At 56.1% G+C, this 23,180-nt stretch carries 21 protein-coding genes, 1 tRNA gene and 1 pseudogene; 10 read left to right on the forward strand and 13 right to left on the reverse strand.

Annotated features, from left to right (window positions below):
* Positions 1-122 precede the first annotated feature (122 nt).
* From PJL69_RS06730 to PJL69_RS06745, 4 genes and pseudogenes are all read left to right on the forward strand, one after another.
* Positions 123-497 (forward strand): toll/interleukin-1 receptor domain-containing protein, encoded by a 375-nt coding sequence (locus PJL69_RS06730; RefSeq protein ID WP_271308999.1) that lies wholly within the window; start codon positions 123-125, stop codon positions 495-497.
* Positions 498-506: 9 nt separating this feature from the next.
* Complete coding sequence (locus PJL69_RS06735) at positions 507-2,345, forward strand: WD40 repeat domain-containing protein (RefSeq protein ID WP_271309000.1); 1,839 nt, start codon at positions 507-509, stop codon at positions 2,343-2,345.
* 168 nt (positions 2,346-2,513) lie between these two features.
* Positions 2,514-2,750: pseudogene (locus tag PJL69_RS06740) on the forward strand (toll/interleukin-1 receptor domain-containing protein); the annotation flags it as partial.
* A gap of 2,082 nt (positions 2,751-4,832) precedes the next feature.
* Positions 4,833-5,387 (forward strand): WD40 repeat domain-containing protein, encoded by a 555-nt coding sequence (locus tag PJL69_RS06745; RefSeq protein ID WP_271309398.1) that lies wholly within the window; start codon positions 4,833-4,835, stop codon positions 5,385-5,387.
* A gap of 1,068 nt (positions 5,388-6,455) precedes the next feature.
* On the opposite strand, the gene PJL69_RS06750 is transcribed toward PJL69_RS06745, so the two are convergent.
* The 5 genes from PJL69_RS06750 to PJL69_RS06770 form a co-directional block, all read right to left on the reverse strand.
* Entirely contained in the window at positions 6,456-7,481 is a 1,026-nt protein-coding gene (locus tag PJL69_RS06750; protein WP_271309001.1) for an IS110 family transposase, read from the reverse strand.
* A gap of 410 nt (positions 7,482-7,891) precedes the next feature.
* A tRNA-Arg gene (locus PJL69_RS06755) sits at positions 7,892-7,968 on the reverse strand.
* Positions 7,969-8,027: 59 nt separating this feature from the next.
* Positions 8,028-9,416 carry a sensor histidine kinase gene (locus PJL69_RS06760; RefSeq protein ID WP_209101729.1) on the reverse strand — a complete coding sequence of 463 codons (1,389 nt, stop codon included), beginning with the start codon at positions 9,414-9,416 and terminating at the stop codon, positions 8,028-8,030.
* A 19-nt stretch (positions 9,417-9,435) separates the two neighbouring features.
* A complete protein-coding gene (locus tag PJL69_RS06765; RefSeq protein WP_271309002.1) occupies positions 9,436-10,854 on the reverse strand; it encodes a dihydrolipoyl dehydrogenase family protein in 1,419 nt (472 codons plus the stop codon).
* On the reverse strand, positions 10,854-11,609 hold the full coding sequence (locus tag PJL69_RS06770) for a TVP38/TMEM64 family protein (protein ID WP_441347469.1): 756 nt from the start codon (positions 11,607-11,609) through the stop codon (positions 10,854-10,856). Before PJL69_RS06770 ends, PJL69_RS06765 begins: the two co-directional genes overlap by 1 nt.
* Before the next feature lie 304 nt (positions 11,610-11,913).
* Here PJL69_RS06770 and rpmH point away from each other — a divergent pair, with 304 nt between their 5' ends.
* The 6 genes from rpmH (at position 11,914) to PJL69_RS06800 (ending at position 15,503) form a co-directional block, all read left to right on the forward strand.
* On the forward strand, positions 11,914-12,048 hold the full coding sequence (gene rpmH / locus PJL69_RS06775; RefSeq protein ID WP_005980833.1) for a 50S ribosomal protein L34: 135 nt from the start codon (positions 11,914-11,916) through the stop codon (positions 12,046-12,048).
* Positions 12,049-12,073: 25 nt separating this feature from the next.
* Positions 12,074-12,547, forward strand: a complete 474-nt coding sequence (gene rnpA / locus PJL69_RS06780) for a ribonuclease P protein component (RefSeq protein WP_271309003.1) — start codon at positions 12,074-12,076, stop codon at positions 12,545-12,547.
* Positions 12,548-12,656: 109 nt separating this feature from the next.
* Positions 12,657-12,977: a putative quinol monooxygenase gene (locus tag PJL69_RS06785; protein ID WP_271309004.1), complete on the forward strand. Its 321-nt coding sequence runs from the start codon at positions 12,657-12,659 to the stop codon at positions 12,975-12,977.
* A 328-nt stretch (positions 12,978-13,305) separates the two neighbouring features.
* Positions 13,306-14,169, forward strand: coding sequence for an acetylglutamate kinase (argB, locus tag PJL69_RS06790; protein WP_271309005.1), 864 nt, complete (start codon positions 13,306-13,308; stop codon positions 14,167-14,169).
* Positions 14,170-14,256: 87 nt separating this feature from the next.
* Positions 14,257-15,003 carry a ferredoxin gene (locus PJL69_RS06795; protein WP_271309006.1) on the forward strand — a complete coding sequence of 249 codons (747 nt, stop codon included), beginning with the start codon at positions 14,257-14,259 and terminating at the stop codon, positions 15,001-15,003.
* The gene (locus tag PJL69_RS06800; RefSeq protein ID WP_271309007.1) at positions 14,988-15,503 is read left to right on the forward strand and encodes a SixA phosphatase family protein; all 516 of its coding nucleotides are present in this window, start codon (positions 14,988-14,990) and stop codon (positions 15,501-15,503) included. Before PJL69_RS06795 ends, PJL69_RS06800 begins: the two co-directional genes overlap by 16 nt.
* A gap of 54 nt (positions 15,504-15,557) precedes the next feature.
* On the opposite strand, the gene PJL69_RS06805 is transcribed toward PJL69_RS06800, so the two are convergent.
* From PJL69_RS06805 to crcB, 8 genes are all read right to left on the reverse strand, one after another.
* Complete coding sequence (locus PJL69_RS06805; RefSeq protein WP_271309008.1) at positions 15,558-16,349, reverse strand: amino acid ABC transporter ATP-binding protein; 792 nt, start codon at positions 16,347-16,349, stop codon at positions 15,558-15,560.
* A gap of 11 nt (positions 16,350-16,360) precedes the next feature.
* Positions 16,361-17,659, reverse strand: coding sequence for an amino acid ABC transporter permease (locus tag PJL69_RS06810; protein WP_271309009.1), 1,299 nt, complete (start codon positions 17,657-17,659; stop codon positions 16,361-16,363).
* Between the two features lie 3 nt (positions 17,660-17,662).
* The gene (locus PJL69_RS06815) at positions 17,663-18,895 is read right to left on the reverse strand and encodes an amino acid ABC transporter permease (RefSeq protein ID WP_271309010.1); all 1,233 of its coding nucleotides are present in this window, start codon (positions 18,893-18,895) and stop codon (positions 17,663-17,665) included.
* A 128-nt stretch (positions 18,896-19,023) separates the two neighbouring features.
* Positions 19,024-20,040: an amino acid ABC transporter substrate-binding protein gene (locus PJL69_RS06820; protein ID WP_271309011.1), complete on the reverse strand. Its 1,017-nt coding sequence runs from the start codon at positions 20,038-20,040 to the stop codon at positions 19,024-19,026.
* A 198-nt stretch (positions 20,041-20,238) separates the two neighbouring features.
* The gene (locus PJL69_RS06825; protein WP_209096766.1) at positions 20,239-20,949 is read right to left on the reverse strand and encodes an ATP12 family chaperone protein; all 711 of its coding nucleotides are present in this window, start codon (positions 20,947-20,949) and stop codon (positions 20,239-20,241) included.
* Positions 20,946-21,623, reverse strand: coding sequence for an HAD-IA family hydrolase (locus PJL69_RS06830; protein WP_271309012.1), 678 nt, complete (start codon positions 21,621-21,623; stop codon positions 20,946-20,948). The genes PJL69_RS06825 and PJL69_RS06830 overlap by 4 nt, the downstream gene beginning before the upstream one ends.
* Before the next feature lie 58 nt (positions 21,624-21,681).
* On the reverse strand, positions 21,682-22,728 hold the full coding sequence (locus tag PJL69_RS06835) for an RluA family pseudouridine synthase (protein WP_271309013.1): 1,047 nt from the start codon (positions 22,726-22,728) through the stop codon (positions 21,682-21,684).
* Positions 22,725-23,114: a fluoride efflux transporter CrcB gene (gene crcB / locus PJL69_RS06840; protein WP_271309014.1), complete on the reverse strand. Its 390-nt coding sequence runs from the start codon at positions 23,112-23,114 to the stop codon at positions 22,725-22,727. Before crcB ends, PJL69_RS06835 begins: the two co-directional genes overlap by 4 nt.
* Positions 23,115-23,180: the final 66 nt, after the last annotated feature.

Consider the following 23,180-nt stretch of genomic DNA (forward strand, 5'->3'; position numbering starts at 1 on the left):
CAATTGGACTTTGATTCTATTGCCCATGCAGGTTTATGAAAAGCTGGATCTAAGGGATGTTTAGGGTCTTGTCGGACATATTTCGGTATTGTTTCGGTTTTCTCGAGAGGATCGCAAACGCCTTGTTCGGCCACGATTTTTTCATTGCCTACAGTCGCAATGACGGCGCGGGATACGCAGAGTCGCTGGATGCGGCTTTAAGCGAAGGTTTTTCGGTTCACTTCGACTCGCGCGATTATCCTGTAGGAAATGATTTAGGACTCCTCTCTAAAATTCGCGTGAGGAATTCACGGCACCTGGTGATCGTCGCGACACCCGATGCCCTCACAGGTTCGACGTGGGTCAAAATAGAGAATGAACAGTTTGTCGCCGCTAAAAAGCCGCCGTTTATCGTGGACGTGGATGGCGCAGTGGAAGAGGCACTGCACCTTCCAAAAAGCGACAAGCTCAGCGGCTGGATCGAAAGCACACGGACACGCCAGGATGATGGGTCTTAAATCGATCCCGTGCTCAGGCTGCAGGACAACAGCGGATACACCAAAAACGGCGTCCGCGTCGCAGATCACAACGTGATCTCGCAACTCAAGGCCTCTTATACAGGCGCGCGCGTCGCCCGTCGGCGGCTCAGGATCGTCTCGACAGCAGCAGTCGTGCTTTTGGGCTTGCTGCTTGCAACAACTTGGTTTGCGAATGCGGCCTATCAACAATTGGTTGCCACGCTGACCAGTCGTTCCGAAGTTTCCGCCGTCGCAGCGATTAGCTTGACCGAGCAACGATCGATGCCAGAGGCGTTGGCCCTTGCGAAGAATGCACTTCCTGACCCAAGCCGGTGGATCCAGGCGTCCCATCCCCTTTCGGTCTCGGCTGCCGTCTCCGTGTTCAACGGGCTTGCGATTGGGTCCTCGGAGCAAATGGCGTTTCACATCAAGGATGCAGACTTCGACCCGACTGCGCAGGTGGTAGCAACGGTTGAGGGCGACTTCACTGAGGGCAATCCCAGGACGATGCCGCATTGGGGGCGGCTTTGGTCCGTTGCCACTGGCGCACTGATTTACGAGGTGCGGTTGCCAAAGAATACGTCCTTCGCAGTCGAGATCATCGCCAGTCACCGGGCCGCCCTTTATGGTGGGTTCGGTCGGGAGTTACTTTTGTGGCGTTTTGGATCTGAAGAGACTTTGCCTTTTGAAACAAGCGAGCCCCTAGCGCAGATAACTGAGATCGTATCCTATGACGATCTGAATATTTTCGCGGTCGCGACGGTAAACGCGGTTCACGTTTTCGACTTCGAGACAGGACAAAGCGTCGGCCACACATTTGCGAGCTACGAGACGGGGCACACGGGTAAGCCCGACCACTCGCTTGACCTGCATCCAAACGGGGCTTGGTTCGCGGCGCAAACGGCACCCGGTGTCACGGTTTTCGATTTCAAAGAAAAAATAACCCTTTGCGACGTATCCCACGACGGACACAGTTTCGTTTCGATACGCTTCACGCCGGACGGTCGTCGGCTAGGATTGATTTCTGACGACGGAACCTTGTTTGCCGTCGACGTGGACGAAACCGGCGCATGCTCGGACTTACGATCGTTTGAAATGGTGGCCGCAAATGGTGAACATCTGTGCGGACGGTTCTCAGCAGAAGAAGCGACTACTGCGTTTGTAGATCGTAAAACCTGGGTCTTGCGGTTCACCAGTGAGCGGTATCATGCGGACGACATGTACTGCGCCTATCTCTATGACTGGAAAGAAGGAAAAACGCTTTCCACTGTCTTGCTCGGCCGCGGGTATGCGCCGTTTGCTCAAGCCTTCTTGGACGTTGATGAACCCCATACAGCGCATCGGGACCTGTCAAGCTTAGAACGACTGGGCATTACCATCGCTTCAGAGGGGCTTGACGTCTTCAGCTATCGAAGGAACTTGCCGGGCGGTGTGTTCATAAGGGACCGGTGGCTTCGGATAAACCCGAATGGAATTACGCTCGCACCAGACCTCCCTCAGGACGCTATGACGTTCATCCAGCCAGTCGCTGAAGACGTTTCGAGGCGATCCTGGGAGTGCAAAGGCTACGAAGCCGGTCCAAGTGTTGAGACCGTCGCGGTCTCGCAAAGCGGTCGCTTCGCGGTTGTTGCGGAACCGAACGCGATCCGAATGCATGATCGCGTAACCTGCACGGGGGTTGGGGTTTGGCCAATTTCTATGGCCAGAGCGGCCGAGTTTGTGGACAATGACGCTATGCTATTGGTGACGACGGCGCAAAGGCAGGTGTTTCGTGTGCCGATGCCAACATCACTGGTCGATGAAGGCTTGGAAGAACGGTTAAGTGACGTACTAAACCAAATCAAATAGTATCATGAATTCTAGTTTATCAATGCCTCCGGAGAGGCACCCGTTGGTTGATGGCAGCAGTACTGGGACAATTCAGGATGAGCGTATGTAAGGATGACCAAGCCACTTCAACTCACATATGATTTCGTCTTTGGGTACGACTTTTTCATCTCTTAAGCATGGAGTGATGGGCGCGACTACGCTGTTAAGCTTCGAGATAGACTAACTAAGTTAGGTTACGTTGTCTTTTTGGATTCAGAAGACTTTGAGCGCGGCGGGAATTGGCGCCTCGGGGCAATTAGCGCCCTTCGAAGAACCGCCAAGTTGCTTGTGGTATTGACCCCTGACGCATTCAAGTCCGATGCGGTGGCGTTTGAAGTCAAATCGTTCTCCCAACGCAAGAAGCAGATCATTCCAATTGCGGTGAATGGATCTCTGGAAGATTTTGGTGACAAAGGGTTAATGAAGTACATAACGCGCGAAAATATTTTCGTTGCAGAGAAAACTTTTAGAACATCTGACCAGCCCTCTGAGCTGGTGGTCTCAGAAATTGACAAATCCTTCAACATTACGAAACAGATAAGCTGGCGCTTCCGAATTGCGACGGTTGCGCTGATGTCCCTTTCTATTCTTGCAGTGTCGCTCGCGGTTGCAGCGTATTACGCAAACATCCAACGCGTTGAGGCTAATGAGCAGCGACGCGAGGCCGAGCGGAAGCAGCTCATTGCACTTAACAATGAAAGTGCTGCGTTGACGGCGCTGGCGTCAAATGCAGTAGATGAACAGCGACCCACGATTGCAGCGAAATTGGCTTTGGCTGCTTGGCCCAGGAATGCCGAAGACCCTCGACCGCAATTGGCAGCTACACAGAAGTTGTTTTCCGAGATTGCTCCTTTGCAAAGAGAACAAATTGATGTGCATTCGTTGGTTGGTTCGGTTGCCAAGGTCTATTTCGTCGGTGAGGACAGCCGCATCCTGAGCTTCTCGGGGGGAGGTATTGGAAGTCTGGTCGATGGTTTGACCGGTGTCCCTGTCGCTGAAATTGAGGGGCAGGGAGAACGCGTTCAATTCAGCCATGACAACGCTTATTTCGCGACAGTTCTGGAAGATAATCATTCGGTAGGAGTTTGGGATGCTGTCACGGGAAAGCAAGTCGCGGTTCTAACCCATACGATGCCAGTGTTTGGACTGCGCATTAACCACGACGGATCGCGGGTGCTGACGACTACTGGTGAGCAATTTGCACGCCTCTGGGCGACCAAAACGCAGTCACTGGTTCGAGAACTCAAACGCCACCAATTGGTAGCCGCACATCAGGACAGTGTAGTGGGAGTGAGGTTTACACCTACAGGCACAAGAGCTGTAACCGTATCAGAAAGCAGCGTCATTCTTTGGGATGGGCTTAACGGTAACATGATCGAAGAATTACTTGAGAGTGATGGGGTTGAGTTCATCTATAGCTCACCAGATGGAACGCGCTTCCTCGCTACGCAATTAGACGGATCATCTCCCGTGATCTACGATGCCATGACCGGGCAACGGGAACCTTCTTTACGAAATCCTGTAGAGGATGCCGTTTTTGTTCCCGAGGCAAACCGTCTGATTGCCTGGCGAGCGGGAAAGATTCATCTGTTTGATGCAAAGGAGAGGAAGAGAGGTGCAAGCATACCGGCCTTGCGTCGCCCATTGACTGGCAGTTCGTGGGTAGCCGATGTTGAATCGCGTGTAGTCAGCGACGACGGGCGTCGCTTTCTAACTTGGGAATCTGATCGGATTGTGCGCGTCAGGTCGACCGCAACTGGAGATGTTGTCGCCGAGACAAAGGCCCATCAAGGGAATATTGTCCGTGCTGATTTTGGAACTGGCGGCGATGACCTGTGGGTGCAGACGTCGGACAATCAATTGCATCTTTGGGATGCGGCTTCTGGCTTTCATCGAGCTGTGTTTCGCAACCCCAGTGAAGGTTCAGCACTCTTAGGCTTTGCCGTTTCGGAATACCACGAACGACTATTAACATGGTCGGACAACGGTTCTGTGCGCATATGGGATACTAAAGCTCAGACACCGCAGTCGTCAGTATTGGCCGATGGCTTTGTCAGATCAGCAACGTTGAATCCCGCAAAAGACCAGGCATTGGTTGCTATTGGGGACTATACAGTTCTAATAGATCTCGTAACAGGCGAAGAAATTGAGCGTTTCAAGACTGTCCGTTCGCGAGTTGAAGAAGCTCGCTTCAGCCCAGACGGCTCTCGGATTTTGGTAAAAGAATATGCCTCTTCAAACGCCTTACTCTGGAATAGCTCGACTCGTAAGCAGGTCGCAAGTTTAGGTAACGCTGAATTTCGCCTCAGTAAATTTGAATTCAATCCTAAACGTCCCGAAATATTGGCCCTTGCTTCTAGAGACCATGGAGCACGAATCTACAGCAGCCTAGATGGCTCAATTTTGAAGAGTTTTAGCGGCTATGTCCGCGACGGAATCTTCAATCCGCAAGGCACGCGAATTCTAATGACGCACCGTTCTAGCGATGGCGTTCTTTACAACGCCAACACTGCGGACGTGGTCGAAATTATACCAGGGCGTGTTCGCGGCGGGCACTTCAGCGATGATGGATCAATCCTATTGGTGTGGTGGAGCAATCTTGACGATCGTTTAAAGAATACGGCAAAGATCTATAACGCGGAAACCGGGCAAGAACAGGCGGTGTTTCTAGGTCACGCTAAGCGCGTCCTTGGCGGACGCATCACACCTGATAGCACGCGAGCGCTAACCTGGTCACTCGGTGGTGACTTGCAGCTTTGGGATGCTAGCGATGGAAGTTTGGTGCACGCATTTCAGGGGCATAGGCAATCCGTCAAGGGTGTGGTGTTTGCCCCAAATGGCGAACGCTTCCTCACTTGGTCCTCAGACGGAACCATTAGGCTTTGGGACTTGGAAAATGGTGAAGAGCTTGGCATTCTTTACCAAACCGGCGCCGAAAGCGGCATCCTGTCGGCGCCAGTATTCTCCGAAGACGGACGCTATATTACAGTGAGAGCTGATGGAGTAGTTTCGAAGATCTAAACTGCATCCAAGATAACTCTTGCGCACTACAAAACTGGTAGTTTCACAGCTGGTATGGCGACGGGTGGTATCGGTGAGCGTTTGATCACTTGGTCCAACGATGCTATCGAGATTTGGCACACTGACCTTTGTCAAGCCAGAAGCGCATTCGAACAAATCTGTGCGAAATTGCCCGACTTGTTGTTGAGTGACCTAGCCGCTGACCTTGGTTTGGGTGCCTTGGATCCAATTTGCCTGGATCCTGAGAAGGTTCCAATCATCGACGAAATTTATCATTGATCGTGACTTCTCGGAGAAATTCGAAACACAAATCAGTTTGTATCCTGATGTCGACAGTGAGCTCAAGGTCGTCATTGTCCGTGTCTCGCTTGTCTGACTGGATATCGGCGAAAGAGTGGTCTCTGATCATGGAAAACGTAGCTTGTGAACAACCGGTTTGACGGCCTGGGCGGCATCGTAGCGAAAGAGTTCCGCCTATGCGAGTGGGTACTGAGTCCGCGAAGCACGGAAAAAGAGTGGCGGAAAAGTCCGCGACCTTCCTCTTTCGCGGACCTCGAGATTTCGCTGCCGCAGCGAATGGCCGCTAATCGGGCTGCTACCGCAGAATTCATAGGTCCTGCCGGACGGCGGCTCTGGGCCGTTCGTGTTATTCCGCAGTGCTCATCATCGTCGGCACAAATAGTGATTTCTGAAGTGCGACGTCGCTTGTGGCGGAGCTTATCGCCCCGCCGCTCTTGTTTGTTGGGCCAGCGGGATTTGGACGAGCCAAACGCCCCTGGCCGTCAGGGGGTAAGCGCTGCCTTCCCCCTCGTGTATGCACGCCCCCGGGGATGCAAGCGATTTCTTTTGTTAGCCCAAAGCTCCACAGTCGAGTTCCTACGTGTATTCGGCCTCTTTGTGCAGCCAAGTTGCTGCGGGCCCTCATGGTTCGTTCGAAGATCGGGTCCAAATCGGACAAACGCGGTGCATTTCCGCTGAGGGGGAAACTGGTTTTCCCGATCCCGTCCTTTTCGACGTTTTGCCATGACCTCCGTCAGAACCGCTGCAACCCTACCAACGCCCCAGCTCTCAAGCTGGCGCTGGTATTCTATATGTTCCGCCGTGTTTTATGATGGCCCAGGCGGCTCTGGCCATCTTGTTGGCCAACGCGATTGCCACAAGCATTCTTGGTTTCCACGCCAGCATGCGAGACAACCAGGATCCTTCTGGAGGTCCGCCGCGACTTCGTGCAGATGCGATGACGGCCATAGCGCCGATCACCAAGAAACGTCTGATATCTCGCTGCCCCATTTTTGAGGTTCGACCAAGCCGTGTCTTCCCGCCAGTGGAATACTGTTTTGGTGTCAGTCCGACCCAGGCTGCGAAGTCACGCCCCCGCCGGAACGTGCTGGTTGGCGGAGCAAGCGTGGCCAACGCAACGGCTGTGATCGGCCCGATCCCGGGCATCGTTCGAAGCCGTTGCGCGGTTTCGTTCTCCCGCGAGATTATTTGCACTTGTGTTGTAAGGTCGGCGATCCGGTCTGCGAGCGTAGCGATTTGCTCCAATAGTGTCGCACAAAGATCTACAACTGCCTCTGGCAAGGATTTTCTATGTGCCTCAACCTCTTGTTCTAACCTGCCAAGGTTCTGAATGCCTTTGGGAACCACGATACCGAATTCCGCAAGGTGGCTGCGAAGCGCGTTGATGGTTTGAACTTTCTGCGCCATCAACAAATCTCGCACTTTGAGTGTCATCGCTTGCCCCTGCAGATCAGCTGATTTCACGGCAACGAATCTCATCGTCGGTCGCGAAGCGGCTTCCGAAATCGCCTCGGCATCAACTGCATCATTCTTCAGACGTTTGACATACGGTTTCACATATTGCGGTGCGATAAGCCGAACATCATGGCCGAGTTTGCTGATCTCCCTTCCCCAGTGGTGCGCCCTGCCACAGGCTTCCATCGCGACGATACAGGGTTCCAAGTCAGACAGGAATTCCAGCAGGCGATTTCTGCCGAGCGCCTTGCTAAACTGGACAGTGCCGTCACCGCTGGCGCGATGCAGATGAAACGTATTTTTCGCGATGTCTAAGCCGATAATGTCCGGGGCCGCCATATCCAATTCCTCCATTTGTCCAATCGACGACCCCAGTTTGACACAAGATGAGGCCGGAGGGGGCGTCCACTCCATCGGGCAACCCTATTAGACAAAACCGTGTCCTCGCGCTCTGCGCTGCGGGCCGCACCACTTTTGTCGAATAGCATTGCCTCGCCCCCATCCGCGTTCGCCACGTGGCAGATCAGCAGGAGCAGGCGGCTTCGCCGACTGAACCTGCAAATCAGCCCTGATTTTCAGAAAGGGAAGTCAGATCAATCGAAACAGCCTGCGGGAGCATGAAATGAGGATGTTGCGTCAGTCTATGACGCAAAGGTCAAAGTCGTGTGAGGTTCAACATCGAGCAATGAGAATGGAAAGGTTCTGTCGCAAATGGCAGAACTATGTGTCGCCTCACAACAAATGGTAAATGGCGCTCTGGGGAGGATTCGAACCCCCGACCCCTTGATTCGTAGTCAAGTACTCTATCCAGCTGAGCTACCAGAGCGCGGTGAGGGGGATTTAGGCGCTACAGCGCAGAAGCGCAAGCGCAAAAAGACAGAAAAGTCAGATAAGCCCCAACTCACCCTTTGGCAGCGTTATTTTAAAGGTGGTTCCAGCAGATCCAGTCTCCGCCAGCACCAGCGCCCCGCCATGACCTCGGATCAGCTCCGCCGAAATCGCAAGCCCCAAGCCGGTGCCGCCTTTGCGAATCCCTCCCTGAAACGGGGTGAACAGATGCTCCTGGGCTTTGGCGGGCAAACCGGGGCCTGTGTCCCGCACACAAATCACCCAGCTGTCATCGGCCTCGCTGGCAGAAATCGCAATCTCGCCCGGCTGACCACTGGCCACAATGGCTTGGCGGGCATTGCGCACAAGGTTGGAAATCACGCGGTACAGCTGCTCTGCATCTGCGCGCACCATCAATCCGGAGGGCATGTCTTCGGCAAAGCTCAGGTCGTATTCTCCAATCGCCAGCCGCTCGCTGGCCACCACATCTGACACCAGCTCCGCCGGATCAAACCGCGACAGGGTCGGCGCGGGCTCTTCGGCCTTGCCAAACGCCAATGTGCTTTCACACAGATGCACGGCGCGAGTGATCGAATTCACCAGCTTCGGGGCGAGCCGCGCCACAAGCGGATCCTCGCTGCTCTCGATACGATCCGTGAACAGCTGCGCAGAGGTCAGGATATTGCGCAGATCATGGCTGACCTTTGCCACCGCACCGCCGAGCTGCGCCAAGCGCTCTTTTTGCCGCAAGGCCGATGTCAGCTCGGTCTGCAGGGTCAACAGCGCCTCTTCCGCCTCCCGCAACTCGGCCACACTTGATTTGGGTGTGATCACGCTGCGTGCGTCTTCAGGCGCCGCAGCGTAGGTTTGCATATAACGCACAACGCCCTCAATCGGACGTACCAGAATGGCGCGCACCGCAAGGAACAGCAGAAACGCTGTGACCACAGAAATCACCGCAGACAGCGCCAAAACCCGCAGCCCATAGTCGATCATCGCGGCTCGCAGATCCTGCGTATCCATTGTGACCTCGATCAGCAGCCCCGCATCCTGCACAGGCGCGCCAATCACCCGGATCACCCGGTCGCTGCGGTCCAGCAGCTGAATCATCGCATCTTTGATCAACACACCCGCCGTGGCCCCGCGCATGTCATACGTGTCGCTGATCGGTTCAGGGATCGGGGAGTTCAGGATCAACTGCCGCATTTCATCGCGCCGCAGCACCACGTTATAGACGCCCGCGTTTTTCAGCAGCTCGTCTTCCAGATCCATGTCGATCATGTCATCGGCGAGAAGCGCGAGCGAGGCAATCTGCGCCCGCTCCAGCCGCAACAACAGATAGTCCTCCCGATAGCGCGCAACCGAGGGCACAAAGATCAGCACCTCGGCCAACATCACAAAAATGACCGTGAGGATCAGGAACCGACCTGAGAGCGAATTGAGCATTCTGCGCGCCCGCCTTTGTCTATGGCAGCCAGCGTTGCACGAAACCGACCACCCGTTTGACCTTAGGATTATCAAACAGTTGTGGGGAGAAATAGGCCCCTGCAACACGCTTATTGATTTCTCCGACGGTCGGATAGGGGGAAACCATGCCTGCTACCGCGCTCATCTTCAGTTTGTTGGCAATCACCAGCGCCCACAGGTTGATCAATTCGCCCGCCTGCGGACCAGCAATTGAAACGCCGACCGGCCGGCCCTTCACGACCATCGCCTTGATCAGCCCTTTGGCTTTGCGCTCCGCGATCAGGCGGTCGTTATGGTCAATCTCAAAACGTGCCACCGTCAGCTTGTCCCCATAGAGCGCACGCGCCTCCGCCTCGGTGGGGCCGATCTGCGCCAGCTCGGGCTCTGTATAAGTGGCATACGGAATGTGATCCGTGCGCGCCTTCGCAGGCAGGCCAAACAAAGCCGAGCGAATGATCACCCCGGCATGATAGCCGGCCACATGGGTGAATTGCGCACCGCCCGCCACGTCGCCAATCGCATAGACCTTGCGGTTGGTGGTTTTCAGGCTCGCATCCACCTTGATGCCGGTCTTCGTGGTCTCAATCCCTGCCGCCGCAAGGTTCAGCCTGTCGACATTGGCCTTTCGCCCCACCGCGACCAGCAAATGCGAGCCGGTAAAGCTGCGCCCATCTTGCGTCTCCACAGTGATGGCCCCCGCCTGCCCGCTGATCTGCTTGGCCAGCGCGTCTTCGGCAATCTCCACACCTTCTGCACGCAGATTGTCCAGCACGATCGCCGCCATTTCCGGGTCATCCCGGCCAAGCGCCTTGGCGCCCTCTATCACCGTGACCTGAATGCCCAGCCGCTGATGCGCCTGCGCCATTTCCATGCCAATGGGACCACCGCCAATGATCAGCAGATGCTCTGGTGTCTCGGTCAGATCAAACAAGGTTTCATTGGTCAGATAAGGCACATCCTCAAGACCGGGAATCGGCGGCACCAGCGGGCTGGAGCCCGTGGCAATCACCACCCGACGCGCGGTGATGCGGTGATCGCCAGCCTCTACCACCTTGGGGCTGACAAACCGGCCATAGGCGCGGATCACCCGCACCCCAAAGCCCTCAAAGCGCTCTTGGCTGTCCATCGGCGCGATCTGTGCAATCACGTCTTTTACATGCGCCTTGGCGGCGGCGTAATCCACCTGCGGCGCCTGATCGGCCACACCATAAATGCTGCTGTGCGCCTGCCCGTGTGCGGCCTTACCGCTGGCGATCAGCGCCTTACTGGGCACACAGCCGAAATTCAGGCAGTCCCCACCCATTTCATGGCCCTCAAGCAGGGTGACATCCGCGCCCATCTGCACCGCTCCTGCAGCCACAGACAGCCCACCGGAGCCGGCGCCAATGACCAGCACATCGGTCGTTATCTCTTGCATTATACTGTCTCCCGGCCCCGAATTTTCTTGATCACCGCGGGCAGCAGCGACAGCGCCGCCAGACCCAGCATCGGCAAGAGCACATGCGGCTCAAAAATGATGCCCAAATTCGGCGTCTCACCGCGAGCAAAGACCTCACCAAGCCCGGCGCCGACCGAGGTGTAAACCAAACCACCCGGAATGATGCCAATGAAAGTGGACACGACGTAGCGCCACAACCGCACACCCACCAAAGCCGGGATCAGATTGGCCACAAAAAACGGCACCACCGGCACCAGACGGATCAGAAACAGCATGGTCCACTGGTTTTCATCAATCCCGTCTTTCAGCGCTTTGATCCGGCCCTCAGAGCTGTCCATCTTGGCCGCGAGCCGCTCCCCAAGACCAAACTTGGCCGCCAGAAACACCACCGTCGCCCCCATCGTGGCCGCACCCACGTTAAAAAGCACCCCCGGAAAGGTGCCAAACAGAAAGCCGCCGGTCAGCGTGGCAATCGTTGCCCCGGGCAGTGAAAAACCTGCGATAATCACATAGAAGGTCATGAAAACCGCCACGGCGGCCCAATAATGCTGATCCCGATAGGCTATCAGCATCTCGCGGTTGTCGCGCAACGTCTCAAAGCTCAGGTAATCTCCCAACGCATAGGCCCCGCCCATCGCTGCAACAAGAATCACCGCCAGCGGCACCAATCGTGCCCATTTTGATTTCACTGCCGCGCCCGGCGACTCGCCTCCGCGCTCCATTGCATCTGCCATCGTGGTCATTGCCTTTGGTCAATTCCGTTTCTTGCCTTCAAAATGAGACAGAGACCTTCTAAACAACAGGGGGTTCACAGCGGGTTGATCGCAGTCCCACGGTTTCGTGATGAAATCGGCCCGTTTGGGCGGTTCTGAAACAATATTCGCTCCGCTTTGGCCATAAGCCTTGCGTTTTTGTCGCAAAACCGCCATCAGGCGTTTGACTTATCACACAGGCCCGTCTAAAGACCGGGCTTCGAATAGACAGGCATCGCGAATCTTTCGCCGACTGCCCAGATTAACAAGATACGGAGACGGAGCGATGAAACGCACCTACCAACCTTCGAACCTGGTTCGTAAACGCCGCCACGGCTTCCGTGCGCGCATGGCCACCAAAGCTGGCCGCAAGATCCTGAACGCACGCCGCGCACGCGGTCGTAAGTCGCTGAGCGCGTAAGCTCACCGACACCGTTCAGACGGAAATGACACCGCCGGAGACCTCCTCGGATGGCTTTGCCAACCAAGAGAAGACGTCTCCGGCGGTTTCCGTTTGCGCGCCGGATACTTTGATGATCCTCAAGAAACGCAGCGACTTTGTGGCCGCATCCCGCGCCCGCAAACAGGGTACGACTGCGATGATGATTCAGGCGCGCAAGCGGCGCGAGTCTGAAGACATCTCCCCTGACATCATCCGCGTCGGCTTCACCTGCTCCAAAAAAGTGGGCAATGCAGTCGCCCGCAATCGTGCCAAGCGCCGAATGCGCGAAGTGGCGCGCGCAGTGTTGCCGGGTGCAGGCAAACCCGGTTGGGACTATGTGCTGATCGGGCGCAAAGATGCGACAGCGGCCCGCGATATACTTGCGCTTCAGGCAGATCTGAAATGGGCGCTCAAGAAACTGCATGCGCCCGCCAAGCCCCGCAAAGATGTGGCGTCAACGCCTCAGAAATCACGGTAATCTTTGCACTCACACATGGTCTCGTGCCCCCTTTAGGCAATCATTAACATTTGCACCGCAAAGTTGCGCCGTCGCCCAGAATACCGCTAAGAGAGATCCAGCGATCCCGATGTCCGTTACCGTTCTCCTTACATTTGTTGTCACCACAGATGACACCTCCGCCTTTCGCGAAACCATTTCGGAACTGGCCAAACGTGTGCAACGTATGCCCGGCGCTTTGCGCTATGCGGTCTATCAGGGCGCGGACGATCCCGATTATTTCCACGTTCATCAGGTTTGGGCGAATCGTGGATGCTATCAGGCCTATATCAACAGCACCGAAGCCGCTGCTGCCTTTGCCAGCTTGCGCGGCATTGTCTCTGAACTTCTGGTGAAAGAGCTGACCCCTGTCGCCAACAGCGACAGCACCCCGGTTCTGGTCGCTGTCTGAACCAGACCGAGTCGCGAACACCCCACACAATCTAGTGCATCGCCAACAAGTGTCAGCTTGGTCCATCCAGGCTGCACGCCCCGCATGCTGTCTGCCCCCCAACAGTCCCAGCGATCCCCGCAGTGGGGCCGCCTTTGTCGGTGGCTTAACCTTTGCGGCCCTCCGAAACGGGCACCTCCGCAAAACCGACGCGATACAGACGCAATACCGACGCTCCAAATCGGGTTAATTTTGCACTTTCTGCGCAAAACGGAACCCAACTCGACCATTGCGTCTTGGCACCCCTGCCAGTAGCCGTTAACAGGCTCTGTCAAAGAGGTCAGCCAAGATGAAGACACAAGATATGAATCGCGATTGGATTGCCACCGCCCGCACCCTGTCCCAGGCTCTGCCCTACCTTCAGCGCTACACCGGCGCGACGGTTGTGATTAAGCTCGGCGGTCACGCCATGGGCTCTGATGAGGCGATGGATGATTTTGCCCGAGACGTGGTGCTGATGCGTCAGGTCGGCATCAATCCCGTGATCGTGCACGGCGGCGGCCCGATGATCAATGCGATGCTGGAACGGCTTGAAATCAAATCGGAATTTGTGAACGGCAAACGCGTGACGGATGCCGCGACTGTCGAAGTGGTAGAGATGGTGCTCTCCGGTGTTGTGAACAAACGCATCGTCTCTGCGATCAACCGTCAGGGCGGCAAAGCGGTGGGTCTATCGGGCAAAGACGCCAACCTTATGATCTGCGATCAAACCAACGCCAACCTTGGCTTTGTTGGCACCCCAGCAGAAATGAATCCAACGATTCTGCACGAACTTTTCGCCAATGACACCATCCCGGTGATTGCCCCTCTGGGCGTTGGTCGCAATGGCGAAACCTTTAACGTGAACGGCGACACCGCCGCTGGCGCCATCGCCGGCGCCCTGGCCGCCGATCGCCTCCTCCTGCTGACCGATGTAGCTGGGGTGAAAAACGCAGAAGGCGAAGTTCTCACAGAGCTGAAAGCTCAGCAAATTCGGGACCTTGTCGCCGAAGGTGTGATCGCTGGCGGGATGATCCCCAAAACCGAAACTGCGCTGGATGCCATCGCACGCGGCGTCCGTGCTGCGGTCATTCTGGACGGTCGTGCACCCAACGCCTGCCTTCTGGAACTCTTCACAGAGCACGGCGCGGGCTCCATCATCCGAGCGGACTAAACCCTCCAAAGGGCGCGCTGACCCGCGCCCCATTTCTTCGCTTGAGCCAAACAATCAGCCTGTGCATGCTGATCAGGACCAAACGCCATGCGCAACGCCGCGCAACGGCAGCAGAACCTGTGGTATTGTCATGCACAAGCTGAACACCCCCCGCCAACACGCCACAGCGCCATGAGCTACCGCGCCCTTGAAAAAGCCGCACAGAATGCGGGCCTGATCACAATGGGCGCCGCGCATATTCAAAGCCAGACAGGCGTTGCCGATGATCCTGCCACCGTGGTGCTTGTTGGCACTGGCGCAGACTTCTGGCCCATCTTCTCGACCTCAGAGGAAGGTCAGGATGGGCATCCCCACCCCGTCGATCGCTGGTCCAAGCGCATCGTCGGCACGCTGGCAGATCAATTTGATGCCACAACCGCCTATCCCTCAGATGGGCCGCCCTACCCGCCCTTCATTTCTTGGGCCCTGAAAACAAATCGATTTTTCCTCAGCCCCGTGGGCATGATGGTGCATGACACGGTGGGCTTGATGATTTCCATTCGCGGCGCACTGCTGTTTGACACAGAAATCGCCATCCCCACCGCCGATCTCGCCTCCCCATGCACAGCTTGCAAGGCCCCCTGCACCACCACCTGCCCCGTGGGCGCACTCTCCGCGGGCGCCGCCTACAACGTCACCGCCTGCCACAGCTACCTTGACACCTCTGAGGGCCAAAGCTGCATGTCCCAAGGCTGCCACGCCCGCCGCGCCTGCCCTGTCTCTGCAGGAGCCTGTCGCACAGATGCGCAATCGGCCCTCCATATGAAAGCGTTCCACCCATGCGCCACACCTTGATCCTGATGCGCCACGCCAAATCAAGTTGGGATGACTTCAATCAACCCGACCACGCACGCCCCCTGAACAAGCGCGGCCGCGCGTCGGCGCATGCCCTTGGTAAATGGTTGGCCCAAAAGCATTTGTTGCCAGATGAGGTTCTCTGCTCAAGCTCAGAACGCACCCGCGAAACGTTGGATCGGCTGACACTGCCCACCATCGCAAAAGTCAGTCATCTAGATGCTATTTACCTCGCCTCCGCTGACACAATGCTGCATCACCTCCGCAAAGCGGAGCAGCCGACGATACTCATGATCGGCCACAACCCCGGCATCGCGCATTTTGCCGATCAGCTTGCCACGCAAACGCCAAATCACCCAAGGTTTCAAGACTACCCCACAGCGGCCACAACCATCTTTCACTTTAACCTAAACCACTGGAAAGACGCACAATACAGTGCCGGGCAAATTGTCGACTTCGTCATCCCTCGCGAGCTTATGGCGCGGGATACCGACCTCTAGCAAAAGAAAAAGGCGGGGATGACCCCGCCTTTTCGAATTCATATCGCTCAGAACTCAGTGGCCCAAAATCTGGCTCAGGAACAACTGAGTCCGCTCGCTCTTCGGGTTGTTGAAGAACTCTTCCGGCTCGTTTTGCTCCACGATCTGACCTTGGTCCATGAAGATCACACGGTTCGCCACCTGACGGGCAAAGCCCATCTCATGGGTCACACACAGCATTGTCATGCCTTCTTCCGCGAGCTCGATCATGGTGTCGAGCACCTCTTTGATCATCTCAGGGTCAAGCGCTGAGGTCGGTTCATCAAACAGCATGATGCGCGGCTTCATGCAGAGCGAGCGGGCAATCGCCACACGCTGCTGCTGACCACCGGACAACTGGCCCGGATATTTCAGCGCCTGATCCGGAATCTTCACCTTTTCAAGGAAGTGCATCGCGATGTCTTCGGCTTCTTTCTTAGGTGTCTTGCGAACCCAGATTGGCGCCAGCGTGCAGTTCTCCAGAATGGTCAGATGCGGGAACAGGTTGAAGTGCTGGAAGCACATCCCCACTTCCGAGCGGATTTTGTCAATGTTTTTCAAATCATTGGTCAGCTCAGTGCCATCTACAACAATATCACCCGACTGGTGTTCCTCCAGACGGTTGATACAGCGGATAAGGGTTGATTTACCGGAACCCGAAGGCCCCGCAATCACGATCCGCTCGCCTTCATTGACGGTCAGGTTGATATCTCTCAACACATGGAAACTGCCGTACCACTTGTTCATGTTGGAGATTTGGATCGCAACCTGATCGCTCACATGCATCTTGGAGCGGTCGATCGCGCGGTCGGTCATAAGTTCAGACATAGGTGAACTCCTTATTTGTGCCCGGTTGCGAGACGACGCTCCAACCACTGTGAGTATTGTGAGATGCCGTAGCAAACGACAAAGAACAGGAAGGCCGCAAAGCCCAAGAGCTCCCAATAAACGCCGTTCCACTCTGTGGAGGCGAGGACGGGTCCGCGGATCATGCCAACCAAGTCAAACATCGAAATCACGGAAACCAGCGTGGTGTCCTTGAACAGGCCCACGGCCACGTTCACGATACCAGGGATCGAGATTTTCAATGCTTGCGGCAGAATGATCAGGCGCATCGCTTGCGGATAGTCCAAGCCAAGGCTGTCAGCAGCTTCATACTGCCCTTTGGGCAACGCAGCGAGACCACCACGGATCACCTCAGCAATATAGGCTGCCGAGAACATGGTGATCATGATCACCACACGCAGAAACAGGTCCACTGTGCTGTCTGGTGGGAAGAAATATGCCAGCATCACAGACGCCACAAAGAGCAACGTGATGAGAGGCACGCCCCGCACAAACTCAATGAACACAACACAGATGCCTTTGATCAGCGGCATGTCGGACTGACGACCCAAAGCCAGAGCAATGCCCAACGGAATCGACAACGACACACAGGTGACGCCCAGCATCAAGTTCAGCATAAAGCCACCCAGATCGCGGCTAGGCACCGCAGGCAGCAAGGCGTTCTCAGACGCGCCTTCTGGGATCAACGCCCCACCAATGCCCCAGACAACGAAGGCTGCCAGGATACCGCCAAAGAAGCCGATGGCAAAAGTCGACTTGCCAAATTTCTGAAACACGACACCGCCAGCAACAACGCCTAGGAATGCCACGATAGGTGCCATGATGGTGCCGCCCCAGATTAGCCAAAAGGCAACGAAGGGATAAACGGCCGTGAACATCAGAAGCTTACGCGGCAGATCGAAGAACAGCACTGGAGCAATCGCCACCAGCAGAAGCACAAACGCGAGGTTTGGACGCCAGTATTCCTCAACCGGATATTTGAAACCATAGATCAACTGGTTCCAACGCTCTGTCAGCACTGAGAAACAAGCACCCGTTTTGCCCTGCAACACTTCGCGACATTCCGCGAGAGACGAAGTTGTCCAGACACCGTTGAAAATCCAAGGCAAAATGGCTGCCAGCGCCAGATAGATCACGTAGAGAGACAAAATGGTCAGAATGCCATTTGGAATGGTTGAAAACAGGTTTTCACGCATCCATTTGACCAGTCCGGTTTCGCGCGCCGGGGGCGGGCTTTCCGGTATCACCTCAGTGGCAACAAAAGCGACAGAGTTGTTTTGAGTATCAGCCATAACTCAGCGCTCCTTCAGCTTCACAGAGGCGTTGTACACATTCATCGCCATGGAAATCAGCAACGATGCGGTGAGATAGAACAGCATCAGCAAAAGCACACATTCAATCGCGCGCCCGGTTTGGTTCAGTGTGATCCCCCCAAGCGTCGCTGTGATATCGGCATAGCCAACAGCAATCGCCAGCGATGAGTTCTTGGTGATGTTGAGATACTGAGAAATCAGCGGTGGAATAATCACACGCAGCGCCTGAGGCAGCACCACAAGGTTCATCACACGGTTCGGACGCAGACCAAGCGCCGAAGCTGCCTCTGTCTGACCTTTGGAGACAGCCTGAATACCTGCACGCACGTTTTCTGCGATGAAGGCACCGGTGTAAATCGACAACGCAAACCAAAGCGCAATCAGCGGCCCACCAATTTTAATGCCACCGGCGAAGTTGAACCCTTTCAGCGCAGGAACGTCGAATGTCAGCCCCATAAGGAACATAAGCGCCGCGAACGGCACAAACCATATCGCCAGCACTGTCCACAGCGTGTTTGGCCGTTGACCGGTTTGCTCTTGCTTCACGGTCGCAGCCGCATTGACCCGACGTGTCGCAAACCAAGAGCCTGCAAGAACGGCCAGCACCAACACCCAGTTCAGAGACGTCGCGGCAAAGAAACCGCTCTCAAACACAGGGCGCGGGATATAGATACCGCGGTTTGTGAAGGCGAAGAGATCAAACAACATGCTCGATGTGGCGTTGTCTCCTCGGAAAGCACGTGGTCCCGGCAGTGCCGCCGTCATGATCGTGAAAATGATGATGATCCAGATCAGAACGGGAATGTTGCGGAAAATTTCAACGTAGAACGCCATCAGCTTTGAGACGAGCCAGTTGTTAGACAGACGCAATACGCCTGCTATGACGCCAAAGACCGTAGCGGTGATGCATGCGAGGAACGCCACGAGCAGAGTATTCAGAATACCAACCAACGCAGCGCGGGCATGAGTGGATTGGCTGTCATATTCAACCAGGCGCTGGTTGATGTCATATCCAGCTGGGTCACCCAGAAATGACAGTGAAATGTTCAGTCCGGCTGCGCGCAAGTTCTGAATAAGGTTGTTACCTAGATACCAGATCGCAAGGGCAAGCAAGACCGCGGCTATCGCCTGAAAGGTCAAAGAGCGATACCGGGTGTCGTTGATCAACATCGACAGCCGGAACGACTCCTTGGGGGGGTCGGTCAAAGTGGTCATATGGGATCTTCCCGTTCCTCGGCCGATTGTTTTTTTGGCGTCGCTATGCGCCGTGGCCGATTATTGTTGTTGGTCACATAATGTGAGAAGGGCGCGGAATTCCTCCCGCGCCCTCTTTGTGTCAGATCTTAGCGGAAGGGCGGGGAGTAGATCAGGCCGCCGTCAGTCCACTGAGCGTTCAGGCCACGGGCCAGACCGATCGGAGTGGCTTCGCCGATGTTGCCTTCAAACAGCTCACCGTAGTTGCCGCCCGCCATAATGGCGTTCTTGGCCCAGTCAGCGCTCAGACCGAGCATTTCACCCAGAGTGCCTTCGGTGCCCAGCAGGCGGTTCACCTCAGGATTGTTGGTGCCAGCCGCCATCTCTGCGATGTTTGCGGAGGTCACGCCCAGCTCTTCTGCAGTGATCAGGGCGTTCAGGGACCAGCGTACCACGTCACCCCAGTTGTCGTCGCCGTGGCGAACCAGCGGGCCCAGAGGCTCTTTGGAGATGATTTCTGGCAGCAGAACGTGCGCAGATGGATCTTCAAAGGTCGCACGAGTCGCCGCGAGGCCGGATGCGTCGGTGGTGTACACGTCACATGCGCCAGCCAGATACTGCTGCTGTGCTTCAGCGTTTGTTTCGATTGGAACCGGCTCGTAGCTGATGTTGTTAGAGCGGAAGAAGTCCGCCAGGTTCAGCTCGGTGGTGGTGCCGGTCTGGATACACACGGTTGCGCCGTCCAGTTCCTTCGCAGAGGACACGCCCAGCTCTTTCGGGACCATGAAGCCCTGACCGTCGTAGTAGTTCACACCTACGAAGGTGAACTTCAGGTCTACGTCACGGCTGAAAGTCCAGGTGGTGTTACGCGCCAGCATGTCGATCTCGCCGGACGCCAGAGCGGTGAAACGGGTTTTGCCGGTGGTTGGCACGAATTCAACCGCGGTCGGATCGCCCAGAACAGCGCCAGCAACCGCACGGCATACGCCCACGTCAAAGCCCTTCCACTCACCGTTTGCATCTGGTGCAGCAAAGCCAACCAGACCAGTGGTAACGCCACAGTTCAGCTTGCCACGCGCTTTAACATCGTCAAGCGTGCCAGCAGCCGCAGCACCGGCCGCCAGGCCAGCGACAGTGAGCGCACCAAAAACTACGGATTTCTTCATTTTTACCTCTTCCTGTTTACCCACCCTTCGTAGGTGGTGTTGGCCATTCACGGCCTATAACGATGTGTTGAGACAACACCCCCCGCACATCTGCGGTCAGTGTGGTCGCATTCATCGCCAAACGTCAAGAGGCCCATCACGCATTACAATCAATGCTTGCGAGAATGTGAAAGCCGCTTCCAGCAAACCCTTGTCTGATTAGGAATTGCTCAGTTTATAAAACCGGTAAGCGTGTTTAAATGCTGCGAGTTTTTTTGCTGCGTCGGCCACCGCTTCTTCGTCTTGGCCCCATTGTTCTTCCTGCCAAATCTCATCGATTCTGGAGAGTTCCCAAAGCGCTTCGATTTCGTGCAAATCATGCGTTGCGGCGAATCCGAGGATCAAAGATCCAGAGATGCCAACAAGATCGTGAAAGGCCGCAAGTTCAAAGTTGTCAAACCTGTGCACTTCTCTGGCCAAAGACGCCAGTGCAACAGGATCTTGCGCCTCAAACATCACGCCAGACACTGGCTTCAGCCGCGCACCAAATGTCTCCGCAGCCCAATCCAAAAGCGGATCCCACTTGCGGGCCTGTCGATCAATCAATTCTTCTGGCGAGGTGGCGCGGTAACAGAGCAAATCGCTGCCGCCATACTCCGCCAACATATCGGCCACTTCCGCATGCTGGATTGCGACCTTGTCAATCGCAGCATTCGCAGAGCGGGTCACTGGCATGCTATTGGGATCAATCTCACCCTCCTGAGCCTCCCATTCGACTGCCATCGCCTGCGCCATAGCTTGGGTCGGCACCACAAGTGCTGCCTTTGCCGGTGTTTTGACCCCGCGCCCGTCTAAAAACACTCCGAACCCACCGTCCACAGGCGCAACTGTTGTCTCTTTCCAGAACCGTTTCTTTGCCCATCCGCTCATGGCTGAAGTCCCCAAATCTGTTCCAAAGCGCCATCCAGCGCACCAAAATCATCAAGCATTGCCTGCGCAGCCCCCAGACGCGTGGCGGGGTGATACCCCCACTTCACCGCTATGCCGGTGACACCCGCGGCGGCGGCCATCTCCATATCAAAACTGGTGTCACCGATCATCACCGTTTCGGCTGCCGTGGCACCGGTTTCCAGCATGGCTGTTTCGATCATGGAAGGGTGCGGTTTGGAAGGATGATCATCCGCCACTTGCGTTGTGACAAAATAGCCTTCCAGCCCATGGCCAGCGATCAGCTTGTCCAGGCCGCGACGCGACTTCCCGGTGGCCACCCCCAACAGCACGTCCTCACGTTCGCGCAGGCGTGTCAGGGCGTCAAAGGCACCGGGGTAGAAGGGAGACGACTGCGCCGCCCCCTGCGCTGCGCGCAATTGCATATAGGACTGCTTGTACCCATCGACCAAACGCGCACGCTGTGTCTGTTCCAGATCCGGCACCAGCTTGAACACCGCGACATCCAGAGACAGGCCAACTATGCCAAGGATCGCCTCCCGCGTAGGCGCTTGCAGCCCCTCTTCTGCAAAGGCAGCACGCATTGCCGCAAGAATGAGCCCCTGGCTGTCAACCAGCGTGCCATCAACGTCAAAAATCACAAGTTTCAAAGGCATCGATCTCCTGCGTTGTCATGCTGTTTCAACCCGGACCATTCACCATGGTCAAGCACCCTCAACGCAGGCTTTCAAACGGGTCCTCTGCTGCCAGATCTTCGGACCATCCGAAGGTTTCCCAAGTGTGCATCATATGCTCTGGAAGTTTGGCCGTCACAGTCACCTCTTTGCGGGTGAGGGGATGCTCAAATGTCATACTCCGCGCATGCAAATGCAGCTTGTTGGAAATGATCCCACCAAGCTTTGCCCCCCAGCCATCGCCAAGATTTTCCTGACCAGAACCACCATATTTGCCATCGCCAATGATCGGGTGGCCAATCTCTGCCATATGTGCCCGCAACTGGTGCGTGCGCCCGGTGATCGGCTCCATCGCCACCCAAGCGGCGCGGCCTGCCACACGGTAAAGCGTGGCATATTGCGTGATCGCCCGTTTGGCCCCCGGCGTCCGGTCAACTTCACGCGGATGCACCGCGATCATTTTTTCGCCTTCGCCACGCGCACCATGCCCGCCTGCTTTCACGAGTCCGTATTTGATCTCACCAAGGTACGGCGTCGGCACACCAGCAACGACGGCCCAATAAATCTTTCGGGTCTGCTTGTGGCGCATCGCCTCTGTCAATGCCTGCGCCACCTGCCGCGTCCGCGCCAGCAACAAAACGCCAGAGGTATCTTTGTCCAGACGATGCACAAGGCGAGGCTTTTCCTCAAACCCAAACTTGAGCGCCTCTGCCAGACCATCCACATGGCGGGTCTGTTTGCTGCCGCCTTGCGTCGGCAAGCCCGGGGGTTTGTTCAGGGCAATGATCTGATCATCGCGATAGATCACACAGTTCTGGATCAGCTTTTCATCCGCAGCCGAAACACGTGACTTGGCAGGTGCCGCCGGTTTCTCACCAGGTGCGGGGAGCGGCGGCACGCGCACAGACTGGCCTTCTTCAAGCCGGGTGTTGGCCTTCACACGGCCCCCATCAACGCGGATTTCGCCTTTGCGGCACATCTTCTCGATCTGGCCCTGCCCCACGTGGGTAAACCTGCGCTTGAACCACCGATCAAGCCGCTGATCGCCTTCGCCTGCTTCCACAATTAGTGTCTGTACCCGGCTCATGCCAACAGCCCTCTCGTCACAATCATCCCCAGCATCAGCGCGCCCACCGCACCAATCACCGAAACCGTCACATATATGCCTGCGGCGCCATAGTCACCGCGCTCCATCAGGGTCACCGTTTCCAACGAAAACGCCGAAAACGTCGTAAAACCACCCAAGAAGCCCGTCATCACCAAAGGCGACAAATGAGTCAGCCCCCGATGCGCCGCCAACACCACAAAGGCCCCCATCAGGAAAGAGCCGATCACATTGACTGTGATAATCGCCACCGGAAAACCACTCCAAAGGCCCGGCCCGATCAGCCGCACAACGCTCAATCCCACAAGGTAACGCAGTGCCGCGCCAAGCGCGCCACCAACAGCCACATATGTCAGGTTTAAAATCATCCGGCGTCTCTCTGCGCTTCCGCGCCCAATGTCAAGAAAACAGGCCTTTCTCACGCCGCAAATGTG

Origin of the sequence: Shimia sp. MMG029 (genome assembly GCF_027947445.1) — a bacterium.
Lineage (GTDB): Bacteria > Pseudomonadota > Alphaproteobacteria > Rhodobacterales > Rhodobacteraceae > Shimia.